Source organism: Labilibaculum euxinicum (assembly GCF_963678175.1).
Lineage (GTDB): Bacteria > Bacteroidota > Bacteroidia > Bacteroidales > Marinifilaceae > Labilibaculum > Labilibaculum euxinus.
The window spans coordinates 5,039,579-5,056,921 of record NZ_OY782756.1; the positions used below are offsets into that span (position 1 = coordinate 5,039,579).

13 protein-coding genes are annotated in these 17,343 nt (G+C 36.4%); 5 read left to right on the forward strand and 8 right to left on the reverse strand.

Annotation, left to right across the window (positions count from 1 at the left end):
- Positions 1-15 precede the first annotated feature (15 nt).
- Genes ACY0M5_RS19940 through ACY0M5_RS19950 form a run of 3 tightly spaced genes read right to left on the reverse strand, consistent with a single transcriptional unit; the run spans position 16 to position 5,429 of the window.
- On the reverse strand, positions 16-3,150 hold the full coding sequence (locus ACY0M5_RS19940; RefSeq protein WP_461630362.1) for a SusC/RagA family TonB-linked outer membrane protein: 3,135 nt from the start codon (positions 3,148-3,150) through the stop codon (positions 16-18).
- An 11-nt stretch (positions 3,151-3,161) separates the two neighbouring features.
- Positions 3,162-4,058 carry a carbohydrate kinase family protein gene (locus tag ACY0M5_RS19945; protein ID WP_124992403.1) on the reverse strand — a complete coding sequence of 299 codons (897 nt, stop codon included), beginning with the start codon at positions 4,056-4,058 and terminating at the stop codon, positions 3,162-3,164.
- 30 nt (positions 4,059-4,088) lie between these two features.
- On the reverse strand, positions 4,089-5,429 hold the full coding sequence (locus ACY0M5_RS19950; protein WP_124992404.1) for a sugar porter family MFS transporter: 1,341 nt from the start codon (positions 5,427-5,429) through the stop codon (positions 4,089-4,091).
- A 308-nt stretch (positions 5,430-5,737) separates the two neighbouring features.
- Here ACY0M5_RS19950 and ACY0M5_RS19955 point away from each other — a divergent pair, with 308 nt between their 5' ends.
- The 4 genes from ACY0M5_RS19955 to ACY0M5_RS19970 all read left to right on the forward strand — a co-directional run bounded on the left by ACY0M5_RS19955 (position 5,738) and on the right by ACY0M5_RS19970 (position 7,780).
- The gene (locus ACY0M5_RS19955; protein ID WP_461630363.1) at positions 5,738-6,307 is read left to right on the forward strand and encodes a hypothetical protein; all 570 of its coding nucleotides are present in this window, start codon (positions 5,738-5,740) and stop codon (positions 6,305-6,307) included.
- Between the two features lie 33 nt (positions 6,308-6,340).
- Positions 6,341-6,745, forward strand: coding sequence for a nucleoside 2-deoxyribosyltransferase (locus ACY0M5_RS19960; protein WP_461630364.1), 405 nt, complete (start codon positions 6,341-6,343; stop codon positions 6,743-6,745).
- Entirely contained in the window at positions 6,746-7,306 is a 561-nt protein-coding gene (locus ACY0M5_RS19965; RefSeq protein WP_461630365.1) for a DUF4269 domain-containing protein, read from the forward strand.
- A gap of 183 nt (positions 7,307-7,489) precedes the next feature.
- On the forward strand, positions 7,490-7,780 hold the full coding sequence (locus tag ACY0M5_RS19970; protein WP_461630366.1) for a two-CW domain-containing protein: 291 nt from the start codon (positions 7,490-7,492) through the stop codon (positions 7,778-7,780).
- A 72-nt stretch (positions 7,781-7,852) separates the two neighbouring features.
- On the opposite strand, the gene ACY0M5_RS19975 is transcribed toward ACY0M5_RS19970, so the two are convergent.
- From ACY0M5_RS19975 to ACY0M5_RS19990, 4 genes are all read right to left on the reverse strand, one after another.
- Positions 7,853-9,100 (reverse strand): MFS transporter, encoded by a 1,248-nt coding sequence (locus ACY0M5_RS19975; protein WP_156194503.1) that lies wholly within the window; start codon positions 9,098-9,100, stop codon positions 7,853-7,855.
- A 34-nt stretch (positions 9,101-9,134) separates the two neighbouring features.
- Positions 9,135-10,847: an alpha-amylase family protein gene (locus ACY0M5_RS19980; RefSeq protein ID WP_461630367.1), complete on the reverse strand. Its 1,713-nt coding sequence runs from the start codon at positions 10,845-10,847 to the stop codon at positions 9,135-9,137.
- 82 nt (positions 10,848-10,929) lie between these two features.
- Entirely contained in the window at positions 10,930-11,580 is a 651-nt protein-coding gene (locus tag ACY0M5_RS19985; RefSeq protein ID WP_461630368.1) for a uridine kinase family protein, read from the reverse strand.
- 102 nt (positions 11,581-11,682) lie between these two features.
- Positions 11,683-14,343: a TonB-dependent receptor domain-containing protein gene (locus tag ACY0M5_RS19990; protein WP_461630369.1), complete on the reverse strand. Its 2,661-nt coding sequence runs from the start codon at positions 14,341-14,343 to the stop codon at positions 11,683-11,685.
- A gap of 303 nt (positions 14,344-14,646) precedes the next feature.
- Here ACY0M5_RS19990 and ACY0M5_RS19995 point away from each other — a divergent pair, with 303 nt between their 5' ends.
- A complete protein-coding gene (locus ACY0M5_RS19995; RefSeq protein ID WP_461630370.1) occupies positions 14,647-15,660 on the forward strand; it encodes a LacI family DNA-binding transcriptional regulator in 1,014 nt (337 codons plus the stop codon).
- A 288-nt stretch (positions 15,661-15,948) separates the two neighbouring features.
- On the opposite strand, the gene ACY0M5_RS20000 is transcribed toward ACY0M5_RS19995, so the two are convergent.
- Positions 15,949-17,340 carry an NAD(P)/FAD-dependent oxidoreductase gene (locus ACY0M5_RS20000; protein WP_321318578.1) on the reverse strand — a complete coding sequence of 464 codons (1,392 nt, stop codon included), beginning with the start codon at positions 17,338-17,340 and terminating at the stop codon, positions 15,949-15,951.
- Between the last annotated feature and the right edge of the window lie 3 nt (positions 17,341-17,343).

The window sequence follows — 17,343 nt, forward strand, 5'->3', positions numbered from 1 at the left end:
TTGTGTTCACTTGACTTAAAATGCAACATTTACACCTGTGGTAATCATTACCGGGTTAGGGTAGCCAAAAGAAGGATTTTCAGGATCCAGACCGGTAAATTTCTTACTTTTAATCGTCCATAAATTCTGACCGCTGACATACAACCTCAGTTTACTCAATTTCAATCTGTCAATAACTGATTTTGGAAATGAATACCCTAATTGAGCTGTGCGCAACTTCATGTAACCACCATTTTCTACATAGTAGGTTGAAAAACGACCTTCCCAATTTGCATCTGTATTTGTAAGTGCAGGTATCGAAGAATTTGAATTTTCAGGAGTCCATGCATTTAACAACCGGGTTCCTTTGTTTGAACCGGCATCATCAACACTCCAAAAATCACCTTGTCTCTTCATATCATTAATAACATCAATTCCAGCAATTCCCTGAAAGAACATGGTTAAATCAAATCCTTTAAATTCTGCTGATATATTAAGACCGTAAGTAAAATCAGGATGTGGATTTCCAATCCAGGTTCTGTCGGCATCGTCAACTACTCCATTATTATCCAAATCGGCAAAACGAATTCGACCCAAACCTTTTCCTGGTTGTTCTGCAGAAGCATCAAGCTCTTCCTGTGTTCTAAATAAACCATCAGCAACGTAACCATACATTGAATTGATTGGTCGGTTTAAAATATTATCATCAGAACCGTTTCCTCCATAGTCATTCACAACTGCAAGCGGAAGTTTGGTGATTTTATTGCTGTAGGTTGCAAAATTGGCTGCGATCTCGAATTTAAATTCTTCTTTCAGGCTGCCACGGTATCCTACAAGTACTTCCAAACCTTCATTTTCCATTGAAGCTCCATTCACCCAACGACTGCCACCTTCGCCAATTGCACCAATATATCCTGGTAGAATCAAGATATCCTTGGTTGATTTAAAGAAATAATCAACTCCACCAAACAGTTTTTGATCAAACAATCCGAAGTCGATCCCCAAGTTGGTTTGGATGGTTGTTTCCCATTTTAAATCATCATTCCCTGTTTGAACTACACTGTAACCTGAAGGTAATGTTCCTGTTCCCTGACCATACATATCATATGCAGTTCCATTAGGCGATCTCCAGGTAGGATCTCCACCTCCGTAATTGGTCTGATACAATGAATAAGTTGCATTGTTATCAATTTCCTGATTACCAGTTTTTCCCCAACCAAACCGCAATTTAAGATTGGAGACTGACTTTAAATTATCTTTAATGAAATCTTCCTGATTAATTCTCCATCCAACAGAAAAAGCAGGAAAAAGACCGTATTGATTGTTGTTCCCAAAACGAGAAGAACCATCATAACGAAGAGTAGCTGAAGCAAGATATTTATCGTTATACACGTAGTTCATTTTTCCAAAGTAGGACATTAACGCATACTCTGCTGCAGAACCGCCATTATCTTTTTTCCCGGTAGCCGCATCCAAATACATATAATCTTCGTCCTCTACAGCAAAATCCTGAGCAGAAGCCCAAAAAGATTCATCTTTTTGTTTGTAGAATTCACTACCAGCCATTATATCAAAACGGTGATTATCAACCTCATACTCATAAGAAAGAGTATTACTCCAAACAATTTTTTTATTGGAGGAATGGTTATTTGTTACCATATTGGTTTCATTCTTCAAATAACCGGAAGAATAACTCAATTGACTGTTAAGAGCATCGTAAATGCCATAATCAATCCCCAGACTTGAACGGAATTTTAAATTTTTCACTGGTTCAACGTCCACAAAGAAATTTCCAAACAATCTGATGTAGTCGTAATCGTTTTGTTTGTTGTTTTGCAGGATACGAACAGGATTTTGTCGGTCATTCATTCCTCCAACCGGTCCCCCCCATCCAATACCATCAACAGTATGAACCGGAATTAAGGGAACAGCTCTAACCGCTCCGTCCATAACTCCACCAGGTATATTAACCTCATTGGTTTGATTGAATGAGAAATTCTCTCCAATCACCACCTTACCATCAGCTAATTCATAATTAGAATTCATTCTAGCTGAAACTCTTGTAAACTCAGTAGTTTTTATAATTCCCTGATTATCCAGATAACCCAAAGAAAATAAGTAACTTCCTTTATCAGTTCCGTTTGAAACAGACAAATCATACGATTGCGAAACAGAAGTCTGAGAAACCTCATCAAACCAATCAGTATCCGAAGCTTTCATTGTTTGATTAGCATCCAAAAACTTGGGAACCAAAATCTTATTCAGGCTAGGATTCGCCAAGTCTCCATTCCAATCGAATTGATAAGAAAGATTATTTGAATTAGGATCAGTTCCTGTATTTACAAGTGATCTCCATAATGCTGATCCATACTGTTCTGCATTCATCACATCAATTTTGTTATCGTACCAGGAAATATTGGAATAAGCATTTAAATTCACCTGAATCTTTCCTTTTTTTCCTTTTTTTGTGGTCACAATAATAACACCATTAGCAGCTCTCGATCCGTAAATACTCGCTGAAGATGCATCTTTCAAAACCTGAATGGACTCAATATCATTAGGGTTTAATTCATGCATTCCCGCTTTTGTAGGAACCCCATCAATCACATACAAAGGATCGTTATTATTTAACGTACCAATTCCTCTTATGCGGATTGTAGTTCCTGAACCACTTGGCGATCCATCTGAGGTAACAAACATGCCAGGAACGTGCCCTTGCAATGATTTTATGGGATTAGCACTTGGAGTGCTAACAATTTCATCTACATCAATAACAGAAACCGCTCCGGTTAAATCTGCTTTCCTCTGCGATTGATATCCTGTAACAACAACCTGATCCAACTGCTGGAAATCTTCTTCCATGACAACGTTTACGGAACTAAGTCCGTTAACAGGAATTTCCTGCGTTTTGAATCCCACAAAAGAAAATTGAATTGTTCCTGTTGCTGATACTTCAAATGTGTACTGACCATTGATATCGGTTACAGTACCATTCACAGAGCCCTTTTCGACCACTGAAACTCCTGGAATTCCTTCATCGGAGTTGACCATCGTAACTTTTCCGCTAACATTGATTATCTGAGCCAATGCATGTAACGGAACTGAAACCGCAAGAAAAATCAATAGAGCTGCTATTGATCTTTTTGTGATTTGTAAGAGTTGATTTTTCATAGAAATTTAAATTAGGATTGATTCATAATTCGTAAAACTTCACTCATATCGTACTTGGGTGTTGCTCCCTCTTTAGAGGCAACAAACGCCCCGGTTGCCGAGCCAAAATTCAATGCTTCTTCCGGTGATTTATTTTGTACCAAAGCTGATAAAAACCCAGCTAAAAATGCATCACCAGCTCCCACAGCATCAACTGCAGCAACCTTATAACCTAAATGATTAAAAAATTGATTGTTTGTAAACAGAACAGCACCATTAGCTCCTTTGGTCACACAAACCATTGAACATTGGTACTGTTCTGAAAACCAACGAATCAAATCTTCTTCATTTTTAGAGGTCTTTCCGTACCATCCTGATATCTGGATCAATTCCTCATCATTCAGTTTTGCGACGTCGGCTTTACCAAGCAATATTTCGACATCTTCTTTCTGATCGAAAGGCGGACGGAGGTTTACATCAATTACTTTTAAACAATCAGAATCCAACACATTCAAGATTGTTTGTTTTGCTTTTTTGTTTCTGGAACCCAATGTCCCAAATACAACTATTCCTGATTCTTTTACTTTGTGAGACAATTGTTCGGTATATTCTAAATGATCCCATGCAACCGGCTCACAAATTTCATATTTCGCATTATTCTTATCATCCAAATGAACCAATACCTCACTGGTAGGCAATTCTGAATCAAGCTGAATTAACACTGTACTCATTCCTGATTCTTCTAAAAAACGTTTCAGTTTTAAACCTTGTTCATCATTCCCAATCCGACTTGCAAATTCAACATCAAGTCCAATATTGTTTAATTGCAAAGCCACATTCATAGGTGCTCCACCTGGCTTAGGACCAGTGGGCATCATATCCCATAACATTTCACCAACACTTATTATTTTTTGATTTTTAATGTCCATCACAAATTATTTTCTCAATTTATATTTGACTTAAGCCCGTTTTAATTCCTTTTGGATTTGTTCCAACGATTTCCCTTTAGTTTCAGGGAAGAACTTGAATACAACAATCAACTGCACCAACATAGCCACAGAGAATATCATAAAAGCAACACCTCCGCCATTGGCACCACTTTCGGCAATTGCAGGAAACATCCATGATACCATTGCTGCCATTATCCAATGCGTAAAACTTCCTAAAGCTTGTCCTTTTGCACGTATCTTATTAGGGAATATTTCTGAAATAAACACCCAAATTACAGCTCCTTGAGAAAATGCAAAAAATGCTATAAACCCAACTAAATAAACTACAACCAAAATATTTCCCGTTGATCCCTCAAACAAAGTTTTTGCCACCATTCCAAGAAATGCCATCATTCCTACTGAGCCAATTAAAAGCAATTTCTTACGGCCAAACTTATCGATTACAGTCATTGCCAACATGGTAAATAAAAAATTGGTTGCTCCTATCGTTACAGATTGAAGCAGAGCGTCATCTTTACCAAAACCAGTCATTTCAAAAATTCGTGGTGCATAATACATAATTGCATTAATACCTGACATCTGATTAAAGACAGCAACCAATATGGCAAGAATCACCGGCAAACGATACTCTCTTGCAAATAGATTTGCACTGGATGTTGCGTTATCCCCTTGTAATGATTCTTCGATCTCTTTTAATTCATTTTCAGGGTTACGAGAAGCTAATTTTTTTAATAAACCAAGAGCCTCTTTTGATCTTCCTTTCAAAACGAGTAACCGAGGAGTAGATGGAATATAAAATAATAGTAAGAAAAAAATAAAAGCAGGCAGCGCCTGCACTCCAAGCATCCATCTCCATGCATCAACCTCCACTATAGATGAAATTAAGTAGTTGGAAAAGAAAGCCAATAGAATACCGCTTACTACATTTAGCTGAAACATACCAACCAATCTTCCTCGAAGATGTGCCGGAGCTATTTCTGCAATATACATAGGGCCAATAACCGATGATGCTCCAACGCCTATTCCTCCAATAAACCGAAAAGAAATAAAAACCAACCAATCATCTGCCACAGCTGTTGCCAATGCTGTCATTCCATAAATAACCGCAATAACAATCAATACACTTTTTCGTCCATATTTATCAGCAGGTTTACCCGCAGTCATTGCTCCGACAATTGTTCCTATCAACGCTATTGCAACTGTAAAACCATGCCAGAATCCATCCAATCCGAACATCTCCTGAATCGATTTTTCAGCACCCGATATTACTGCCGTATCGAAACCAAATAGTAATCCACCCAAGGCTGCAATTAATGCACACGTAAATACATAGGTATTATTCTTCTTCATCACCGTTTTATTAAATCGTTTAAATTTTATGTGACGAATCTAGTATGTTCGCAAAGAATCGTATCCTTCATATGTTACCAACAATATCATTTATGTATCAAAATGCGGGAATACAAACGTTTGTATGATATATGTTACCATTTTAGCATAAATGTTACATTTCCAAATTTGAATTAGAACACCGTACAAAAACCAGACAGCCATTTATATTATGACTTAACGATCAAACACATTTGTATTTTAACATCTTTTTAATCATTGATATCATCCTTTTTCTTATCTTCCTAAGAATTTAAAAAAAAGATGACATGAAGAAGATAGCCATACTGCTTGTACTAAGCTTTGCAATAACGACAGGATTTGCTCAAACACAACTGAAACAACATTTCGAAAAAGATCTGCGGAATTACACAACAGCTTTTAATAACAAACAATGGAATACGGTTACCGATATGATGTATCCTCCCATGTTTGAAATGATGAGCAAGGATAACATGCTGATGGTTTTGGAACAGATGAATAATCTGGGTGTTAAAATGACAACCGACTTTCATTCTATCGACAAAATATCGAAGGTAGTGGATTATGGGAAAGAGAAATATTGCAAAATTCAATATTACGGAATTATTAAAGTTAAACTTACTGGATTAATGTCGCAAGGCAGTTCGTTAATGCAACCCCAGTTCGAACAGGAATTTGGTAAAGAAAATGTAAAATATCACGAAGCATCGAATTCATTTACCATTCAGGCACACCGATCGATGGTGGCAATTGCCGATAAAAAATCGGATAACTGGAAATATGTAGATGTGAATTCACCTCAGGCAAAAGGATTAAAAAAGTTGATCCCCGAAAAAGTACAGGATCAACTAAATTAACTTACATCCCTAAAAGCATAAAACAAAAACAGTATGAAAATATATTTTTCAGGATCGATACGCGGAGGACAGCAAGACACAGATTTGTATGCCGAACTGATTCAGGAATTGAAACAATATGGAACCGTTTTAACCGAGCACATTGGATCAAAAACGATAGACACCACAATAAGCGATAAGGAAATACACGATCGGGATGTGAAGTGGGTAAAAGAATCGGATATAGTGATAGCAGAAGTAACTGTTCCTTCGCTTGGGGTTGGCTACGAAATTGGCCGGGCTATTGACATGAATAAACCCATAATATGTTTGTACAGAGTATTAAACGGCAAAACGACCTCTGCAATGATTCGCGGGTGTTCCGATTTGCAGTGCTTTGAATACTCAAATGTAGCAGAAGCTAAGGAGATTTTAAAGAAACAACTTAAAACGACATAGATGAACTGGCAAGATATTTCATACCTGAATTCGGGTTCGACAATTCAGAAAAGAGCATTTAAATGCTTAAATAAACTTCAGGTTTTCAATCTTCTGGCAGAGTATTCTCCTATTTTAACCGGTACAATTCCTATTGGAATTTCAATTGATTCAAGTGATTTAGATATTACCTGCCGATTTATGGATGCTGATAAATTTGAAAGAAAAATGGAAAATCTGTTTAGAGATCAAACAGATTTTAAAATACAGCAAAAAGAAAAAAACGGATACTGGGTTGTAGTGGCAAGCTTTACTTACCAGGATTTCCCTTTTGAAATATTTGGTTCTCTTTTTCCTCCTACAGATCAAAATTCCTATCGTCATATGCTGATTGAGCATCGTATTCTACAATTACTTGGCGAAGATTTTAAACAAAAAGTAATTCAGTTAAAAAAGGAAGGTCTGAAAACAGAACCTGCATTTGCTAAATTATTAAAATTAGAGGGTGATTCATATCAGCAATTGCTAAATATGGAAGGTGTAACCGATTCCGAAATACTTCAACATTGGAATAAGAGCTAAAAACACCGATCGTAATTCATAGTAAATCAGACAACAGCACAAATTAACATCACATTTAAGGAGACGAAATTTCAATGTTTACCATTGATTACAATTCGTTTGCCAAACAGCAAAAGTAATTGCACTATAAATTTTGATTACCAGCAGTTTATAATCTATTTTTGATCAATATTTTATATTGATATGGAAGGATTAAACTGTTGGGAATATTATTTGTGTGGCAGAGAGATAGGTGGAATAAACTCTGAGGAGCTGGGTACTTGTCCCGCAAGTACACTTTATCATAACAGTGGTATTAATGGCGGAACATTCTCCGGCAGGTATTGTTGGACAGTTGAAGGTACTCTTTGTGATTCGGAAATTCAAGGTGGACTGGAAGATAAGCTGCTGAATTGCATCAACTGCAGTTTCCTTAAATCAGTAAACGTCGAACAAGGACGTGAATTTATTCTCATGCCTCAAAAAATCCATTAAAACAAATAGGTTGTCGAATCATCAACAACCTATTCTTTTATAAAGCTCATTCCCTAAACTACATTAATAGTTCTAAGCCTTTTCAATCATATATTCACTTAAATCCAAGTCTTGTAACCTCTTTTTTGTCGGATCAACAATCAAATTATAAACTGTTCCTGCAAAAAGTATCACAGCAAAAACTGTAGCAAGCATAAATCCATACTTTGCATCGCTGCCAAAGGCATCGCTTATTGCTCCCATGGCCAATGGTCCAAGTGCAGCGCCGGCGGCTGTAAAAAACAAAATCACTCCCGCAACTGCTCCATGGCTTGATTTTGGAAAACAACTAATCCCTTTCGAATTGATGGTTGGATAAATAACAGACATAAACAATCCGGACAACGGCAATAAGAATACCGTTGCTTCCACTCCAAATAACATGCTGCCAACAAAACAAACCAAAATAGCAAAACTAAACAGACTTAATACCACGGCCCAATTGAAACGAGACATCATCCACGCACCTAAAAATCGTCCTCCAGCTCTCAAAATAAAGAAAATCGGCAAAGCATAAGTGGCTATAAACAACAAGCTGCCATCATATCCTTTAATCAAAGTAGGCATCCAAACATAAATAGCTGCTTCAACCGAAACATAAAGAAAAGCTCCCATTGAAAAACCAAAAGCATAAGGATCTTTAATCATTGCAAAGGTTCTTCTTATATTAATGGCTTCACCTGACTTTTTTTGAGTTTCGGGATATTTAACCTTAACGGCAATTAAAATCAGAACAACGCATAAACTTGCTGCTACAACATAAAGCCATTTCCAATCTACTCCTTGAGTTAAAAAATAACTTACAATAAATGGTCCGATAATAGCACCAACACCAAAGAATCCTTCAACCGCATTCATGGTAGATGTATGCTCTTTTGTCGATTTCGTAATATCACCTATTAGAGCCAGGGCTCCAGTTTTAAATATTCCAATAGCCGCTCCCGAAATTACCATCAGTGTCAAGAAAAATGCAAAAGCATTTCCAATAATAAACAGATAGGAATTAACAACAAAAAGAAGCAAGCCAAGTATAATTGTTTTCTTTCGTCCCAATTTATCAGCTAAAAACCCAAGGAAAATTCCAGCCAAAGCAATTGCTGTCATCGGACCATAGTGCAGCAATCCTGCTGCTGTCATGCTTAAATCGAAAGTTTTCATTACTTCCGGAATAATTACTCCAACGGCATCGGTTGTCATGGCAAACATCAAAAACATCATGTATGTCAGCCATTTAATCAGTTTTATATTTGTAATACCTTGTATATTATCAGTATTTCCCATCTTTTTATTTTTATGTAAGGATAAAATAATCCTACTAGAAATTATATACTACCTCTCCTTTTTCGTTGGTCGCAACTATATTGAAGGTATATTTTTTCAAATTTGCATCAAAAGCGGCAATGCATCCATTATTTTCCCATTGTAATTTTAGTGATTCCGGTTTGGATTCCAGAATTTTCAGTTCAGCATCAAAACCAAAGGCCGGGAAACTATTTCTAAATTTCAATAAAGAGAGTTGCTTAAGTACCACATCTTTCCCTAATTCATTGAATGCTTCCTCTAATTTCAAATTTGTTCTGTTGATTTCTTTGTGCCCTCCAGCCCCGGCATTTTTGACAGCTTCATGATCATTCTTTCCAGCAAGAAGATCGAGGTACCAAACCTGAGGTTTGCCGGGCATAAAAATTTGAATAGCTCTCGCCAACAGAAGTTTTGCATCATTTTCGCCCAATGCGCTGTAATACGTTGCATTTACCTGATAATACATGTTCTTTTCCCCATGCAGATCTTTCACAAATCCTCCCCGTTCAACAACAGTGTCAATCAAAACCTGAATCTGTTCTTCTGTCAGCAAGCCTTTTAAATCCAATAAAGGTATTCCATCATGACAACCGAGCATATTTACAACTTTGATATCTTTTTCCAACATGTCCTTAATCCATTGGATCAAAACTTCATTTGTGTTTCTTTCAAAAGCATCTATAATTAATCCAGGCAAGAAAAAATCATAAGTCAAATAGCCTTCACTTGCTAATTTTTCATGCATTTTATCTTCGTACTTTGCGTGTATTTCGGGCAAGAGCGTTAAATTATATTTATCGGCCAAAGCCTTCACTCTTCCCAATAAATTCCACGTTCCCGGATCGTTCAAAAAATTTGGCAGACCAGGTTCTTTGGGAGCATATGCAAATGCATCAAGCCTAATAATCTCGGCACCATAACCGGATAATTTTTTCAAGGTATCTTCGTAAAATTCCCACACCAACGGAGACTTGATATTAAGATCCATTTGTCCAAGATATTTTCTTCTGGATTCAAGTAAGTCAATTGTATCTTTACGGTACTCGTCAAATTTCCCAAATTCAATCTCTGCAAGCTTTTTGCCTTCTTCTATAGCTGTATTTACTATTTTCGCCAGTCTATCTGCCGAAACATATTGAATATCAAAAGCCTTCATCAAGTCCTGAGCATCAATTTTCCCATATTTCACTTCCTGATAAAAAGTGTTCCAGTAGGGAACCTCCTTTCCATCGGGCATGCGAACCATTAAAATCGGCAGACCAGGTTTTCTGAAAAACATATCCTTGATGTATTCTGTATCAGGTTGGATATAACCTTCTTCTGATATTTCTCCACATCCATCCCAAAATTTATTCCATGGTATAAAAAACTCCTTATACTTAGAATTCTCACCATTTTTTAAAATATCCTGAAACTGACTGGAAAGAACAGACGAATGGTTTAACACAAAATCAAACTTTAGTGCAATGTTCATTTTTTTCAGTTCGATTAAATTTTCCTTCGAAGCATACATCTTATTCAGGTTATAATCGATAACGGAAAAACCTCTGTCTAAATCGGTATTAAAAACACTAGGTAAAATATAGAATGACTGAAATACATCATCCAGTTCATCTTTATTCAGAAATCTAATGATATCATCTAAAGTTCCTCCAATACTATCAGGATAAGCATTCAGCATTGGACCCGATTTTATGATTGATTTATTCTCATTCATGTCTTTCATCTCCTCCTATCTAATCAAGATATTAATCATTAAACTTGAAATTATAATGCACTAATTATTTCCTTTAAGGCAAAACAGTTAATTATTTTATTTCCAATTCATAATCTTTTGTGATTACAAAATCAGCCAGTTGTTTATGACCAGCGATTATTTTGTGCTCGGTAATTAAAACCTGCTCAATAAAAGGATCACCAACCTCCTTACCACGGTTTCTTTTCTGTCTGTGTTCCAGTGTATCAATTCTGTTGCGGGCAATAAAAACCTTTGTATCTACATTTTTCAATAAACTGGTATAGGTTCCTTCTGCAATCACAACCTGAATTCCTTCCAGGTTAATTACTTCATTTTCTACACTATTCTGGTTGTAATCAATTAAAGGTTTTACAATCTCATTTTTGCCATCAATTGCATCCTGTAAATTCTGATCCATTAAATCCATTTTAACCTCAACGTGAGGTCCTAACCATTCAGGATCTTCCCTTCTTTTTGCATCATTTGATTTTGGAGGAAGAACAAAATAATCATCCTGTCCAAGCAATACCGATTTTATTCCTTCCTTCTCCAACTCATCGGCAATAGCCTTTCCTGTTTCTGATTTTCCACTTCCCGATTCACCAGATACGGTAATTGTATATCGTTTGCCCTTATTTTTAATTTTCTCTACCAAACTGGGAGCAATTTTTCCTGCAACCTTAACATGGTGTTCTTCCACTACAATAATATCACCCTTCATGATTTTATATTTTAGTTGTTCATTGATTCTTTAAGACATACTTTGAGTGTTTCGGAGGAGATCTTTACCTCCCCCGATTCTCTGCTTTTCAATATTAATATGCTAAAAAGTATATGTAATACTTAAAGTTGAAGCCCGGCCTGTAATAGGTCTTGCTCGCATATAATTCGTAGTATTTTCAACAAAAGAATCCCCTTCCATTTCAGTAAATCCAATCGTATTAAACAAGTTGTTTATATTTGCACGAATAGATAAACCTTTGGTAATGTTCTGACTGGCATAAGCATTCACATAAGCATATCCTGGCAACACAATACCATTATCATCCTGAGCATATACCTTTGTTGTACCTATCAAACTAAAACCGATAGACGTTTTGCCTTTGTTGAAATCGTATGAAGGTGTAATGTTGTACAATAAATCAGGTACTCTTCGAGGAGTATTTCCTTTTTCATCAGCGTTTAAACTCTTGTCAATTTCGGCATGTGTGTAAGTTGCTCCAAAAGCCACATTGAAATTTGATTTTTGATAAATCCCTTCGAATTCAGCACCATAGGTTGTGAATTCCTTGTTAATAATTTTACCAAACTCTTCATTCTGTTCCGAGATATCAGTATAAAAACCTGTAACAATTACAGCCAGTGATGGAGACTTGTATTTATATCCCAATTCGAATTGCTTAATTTCATCAGCATCCAGTCCATCAACAGTTCCTCCTTCAGGAGTGATAAACGGAGAATACAACAAGCGGTCGGCATTAGCTCTGCCACCTTTACTGTAGCGTGTATAAACAGCCTGATCGTCATTGATCTTATAATTAGCACCTAAAGAATAAGAAACATAGTTGTAATCGTAATCAACAGGCATTGGATTTGCATTATCCAAAACAGTTACACTTTCTTCAACCGGAGTTATGCTTCCGTTATTATCAACATCAACAGGAGCTTGATAATTTGACAAATAATGACCTGTTACATCACCCATATCGTAACGAACACTACCTTCAATATTTAATTGATCAGTAACTTCAATTCCAACATTTGCATAAACAGCATCAATATCATAAGTCATATCGTAACCACGGGTACAACAATTTCCCCAGAATGGAACACCATGTGCTATCAAACCATTACTGCTATAGTAAGAATTATCAGCACTTTCAATATTCATTAATCTCGGTCCGTCAGAACTAATATCAGTAAGGAAAGTCTGCCACAACCAAGTCATTCCAATTTTTTGTTGTGCTTTATAATAACCAGCCGTAAAATCAACTTTATCAAATGATTTCGATAAATAAAAATCATTTGTGAAATTGCCAAGGTCGTTCATATCAACGTCGAAAAGAATCGTTCTCATCAATAATCCATTATTATTTAGATTACCGATTTGTGAATCATTTAAAGCAACACCAGCATTCGCACCATTTGCATAGCTTAAACTATATCCTGCACCGGCAATACTTTCAGCTATATCGTTTGCATTTCCAATTTGAGCAGGAAACGGAGCCACAAATGAACCGTGATTGTTCGCATAACGAAATTTTTCTTTCAACTGCCATCCCTCACCAATATCGAAGGAAAATTCACCACCTACAACTTTCGAAACGGGATGCATTCCATCACCAATGTTACTGGTTCTGCTGTTTCCATTCGCATCCACACTTAATACGTGCATGAAATTTGGACTTTGAAGAGAACTGCCGGTAATACTATAACCAGGAATCGACTTATATTTAGGATCACCTTTTGTTCCGGTCACTTTTACCGGCATAGGCATGTACGCAATTGATTTATCATCCAAAACTTTAAAATACAACCGAACGTATCCTTTTTCAAATTCTTTGGTAATATTCGCTTTTATCTGACCTCCGCTATTACCTGTATATCCAGGATTTCGAGGACCTTCTCCTTCGCGGAAAAATCCACCAACATGAAAGCGGAATCCATTTCCAATTGGAGCTCCATACTCAAAATCAGTTCTGTGTGATTTGTAATCAAGTCCCATGGTCATTCCAATACTTCCACCTTCAACTGCACCATTCTTACTAATAAAGTTAATGATACCAGCAGGCGAATTACTTGCGAAAGTTGATGCACTACCTCCTTTAATGGCTTCGATACGACCAATAGTTCTGTCTGATCTTAGAAAAATATCAGCATTACCAAAAGAGATATCTCCAAACTGCATTACCGGCAAACCATCTTCATGAATTTGTAGAAACTTTGAACCTCCTGAAGCAATTGGAATACCACGAACAGCGATATTCGCATTTCCTTCACCTCCCGAAGACTCTGATCGGATACCAGGAATTGCTTTAAATAGTTCAGCCGTAGTTGCAGCTCCAAAAACTTCAACAAATTTTGGTTTCAGTGTTGTTAACGCAACACTCGATTCAATGTTCGATTTTTGATTCACAACACCGGTTACAGTAACCTGATCCAAACCAATTAAATCTGCAGACAAATCAAAATCAAGAGTAATTTCCTGATCTGCAATAATAGTAACTTCTTTCTCTACTTTCGAGTACCCAATAAAAGATGCTACAATAGTATAGGTACCTGCTTCAATATTTTCCAACTGATAAGTCCCGTCAATATTTGAAATAGTACCATTTGTTGTTCCTTTAACAACTACAGATGCTCCAATTAAGGGTTCTTCATAAAGCTTATCTGTAACGTTCCCTTTTAAAATCCCTGTTTGCGCATTAATCAATCCAATAAAAAGGAAAAGATTAGCAAACGTCAAAAGAATCTTTCGTTTCATAAATTCATTTTATTAATCTATTACGAGTGAAACATCTGGGATGTAAGGAATTTTTTGTTCAAATTTACACCCAAAGGTATTTCAAAGAAATAGTAGTTAGTTGATTCGTTTTTTTTTCGCAATCGTTATCTTAGCTAAGATTATACTAACAAATATATGTAATCCTGAAATAATAGTCAACATGCAAATACTTTAAAAACAGAGTGTTAAAACTGCAACCGGTCGTGCAACCGGTTGCAGTTGATAACTTTTAATAAAATATTTCAAACGATTTCGAAAAATAACCTTGAAAACATATTATTCATGACTAATAAAACCATTACAATAATTGACATTGCAAAAATCTTAGGCGTTTCAAAATCTACAGTCAGCAGAGCTCTTAAAGATCACCCCGACATTAGTAATGCTACAAAAGAGGCCGTACAAATGATGGCCAAACAGCTTAAATACAAACCTAATGCGGTTGCTATGTCCTTACGGCATAAAAAAAGCAAAGTGATTGGTTTAATTGTACCTACCCTTTCCCCGTTTTTTTTCCCCTCTGTTATTCACGGAATTGAAAATGAAGTTAATAAGAGAGGTTATAGTTTAATGATTCTGCAATCCAACGAATCATACGAAAGAGAAGTGCTTAATGTAGATATCCTGCAAAGCAATAATGTGGAAGGAATTTTAGTCTCCATTTCCAGAAAAACCGAAAATTTAAGCCATTTCACGGCTCTAATTGAGGATAACACTCCTATTGTTTTTTTCGATCGAATTCCAAAATCCATTCAAGCAGACATGGTTTTAGTTGATGATATTTCAGGTGCATTCAATGCCGTTGAACATTTGATTTCGATAGGAAAAAGAAAAATTGCAATATGTCTGGGGAATCCAAATCTACTAATTAGCAGCAACCGACTTAGTGGATACAAGAAAGCATTAAAGAAACATAGCATAGAAATTAATGAGGAATTCATTATAACAGGACAGTCATCGGAGGAAGCTGAAAAAGAGACAAAAAAGCTTTTAGAATTAACAAATCCCCCTGATGCAATCCTGGCAATTAGCGATCTTACAATGTCTGGAATTATGAAAGCGTTGTATGCTGCTAAAATTAAAATCCCTGAAGACATTGCTGTTATTGGTTTTTGTGAAGATACATTCAGTCAAATGTACAACCCTCCGGTTTCAACAATTGACCCAATGGGAATAGAAATTGGTAAAATTGCAGCCGAAAGGCTTTTTCAAAGAATTCACGAAAACAACATATTGGAACCCAAAACAATTAACCTGTCAAGTAGATTAATTATTAGAGATTCAACAAAAGTATAACATCCAAACACAAATAAATACTTAAAAGTTTGTTTGTCCACAATGCGTTACATTTTTTGTCAATTCTCAGAAATTAGAAAATAATCTTGTTAAATGTAATGGATTAAGATTATCAATCGTAAAGCGAATTGTTCAAAAATAAGACGGCTGGGCAGCTGTTGAAAGTACACCCAACAAGGGAAGTATATTTAGTTTTTACCTGCCGCACCCAAAGAATAATTTCGATTAAAAATTTATTGAGCTGATTGCTGATAACAATAGAATCAGCAACCAACAAAATAACTGTAATTACACTTTCTTTAAAATCTCTCTTGCAATAACAACTCCATTAACCGAGGCCTGCATAAGGCCACGGGTAATTCCAGCTCCATCACCACCTAAATAAAGATTTTCAACCGAAGTAGACTGAAAACCATTATCCACTTTAGTGATATTGCTGTAAAATTTTACTTCAACGCCATACAATAATGTTTCATCTGAGGCTAAACCTGGTGTCACTTTATCCAGAGCCAAAATCATTTCCTCGATATCTTTCAATATTCTATGAGGCAAAACAAGGCTTAAATCTCCGGGTACTGCATCTTTTAGTGTTGGTATAATGTTATTTCGATACAAACGACTCGACGTTGTTCTCCGCCCCCTTATCAAGTCTCCGAATCGTTGCACCATTATTTGATTATTCGTGAGCATATTTGCCAAACGAGCAATGTGCTTGCCATACTCAATAGGAGCTTTAAAAGGTTCTGTAAATTTCTGCGATACTAATAAAGCGAAGTTAGTATTATCACTCTTCAAATCTTTAAAACTATGTCCGTTCACCACAGCCAAATTATCATCGTAATATTCCGACGATACAAAACCACCTGGATTTGAACAAAAAGTGCGCACCTTGTCATCAAAAGTATGCGTATAATGAATCAATTTTGCCTCGTAAAAATTGTCATTAATATCCTTCATCACCTCATTCCGGCACTCCAATCGAACACCTATGTCTACCACTCCAACTTCGGTAGAAATGCTTTCCTTACTGCACTCCTTCATTAACCAATCTGCGCCATCTCTTCCCACCGATACCATTACTATATCGGCAAAGTAACTCCCCTTTCCATTTTTAACTCCTTTGATTTTATCTTCCTCTAAAATCAGATTTTCAACAGCGCAGTTAAAATGTACTGCAACACCTCTATTAATAAGGTAATCGTATAATTTCCGGTATAATTCCTGAGCTTTTTCAGTGCCCAAATGCCGAACAGGACAATGCACCAACTTCAAATTTGCCTCAATAGCCTTTTTTCTGATCTTCTGCATTTCAAGGCTTAGCGATTCCCCATGAATATCAGATGCGGCTCCAAAATCTAAATACACCTCATCGGTATATTTAATTAATTTGATTGTTTCCTCCAAACCCAAATAATCAGGCAAAGTACCTCCAACCTCCGGCGATAATGAAAGTTTTCCATCAGAAAATGCCCCTGCTCCAGCCCAACCGGTAGTAATACTGCACGGCTTACAATGCACACACTTTCCTCCATTGGTATGTTTTGGACACTTCCGTTTATCCATTCCTCTCCCTTTTTCAAGGATTAAAATATTTAAATCATCTCTGTTCTTTACTAATTCATAAGCACAAAAGATACCGGCAGGTCCGGCTCCGACAATAATCACATCGTATTTCTTCATACG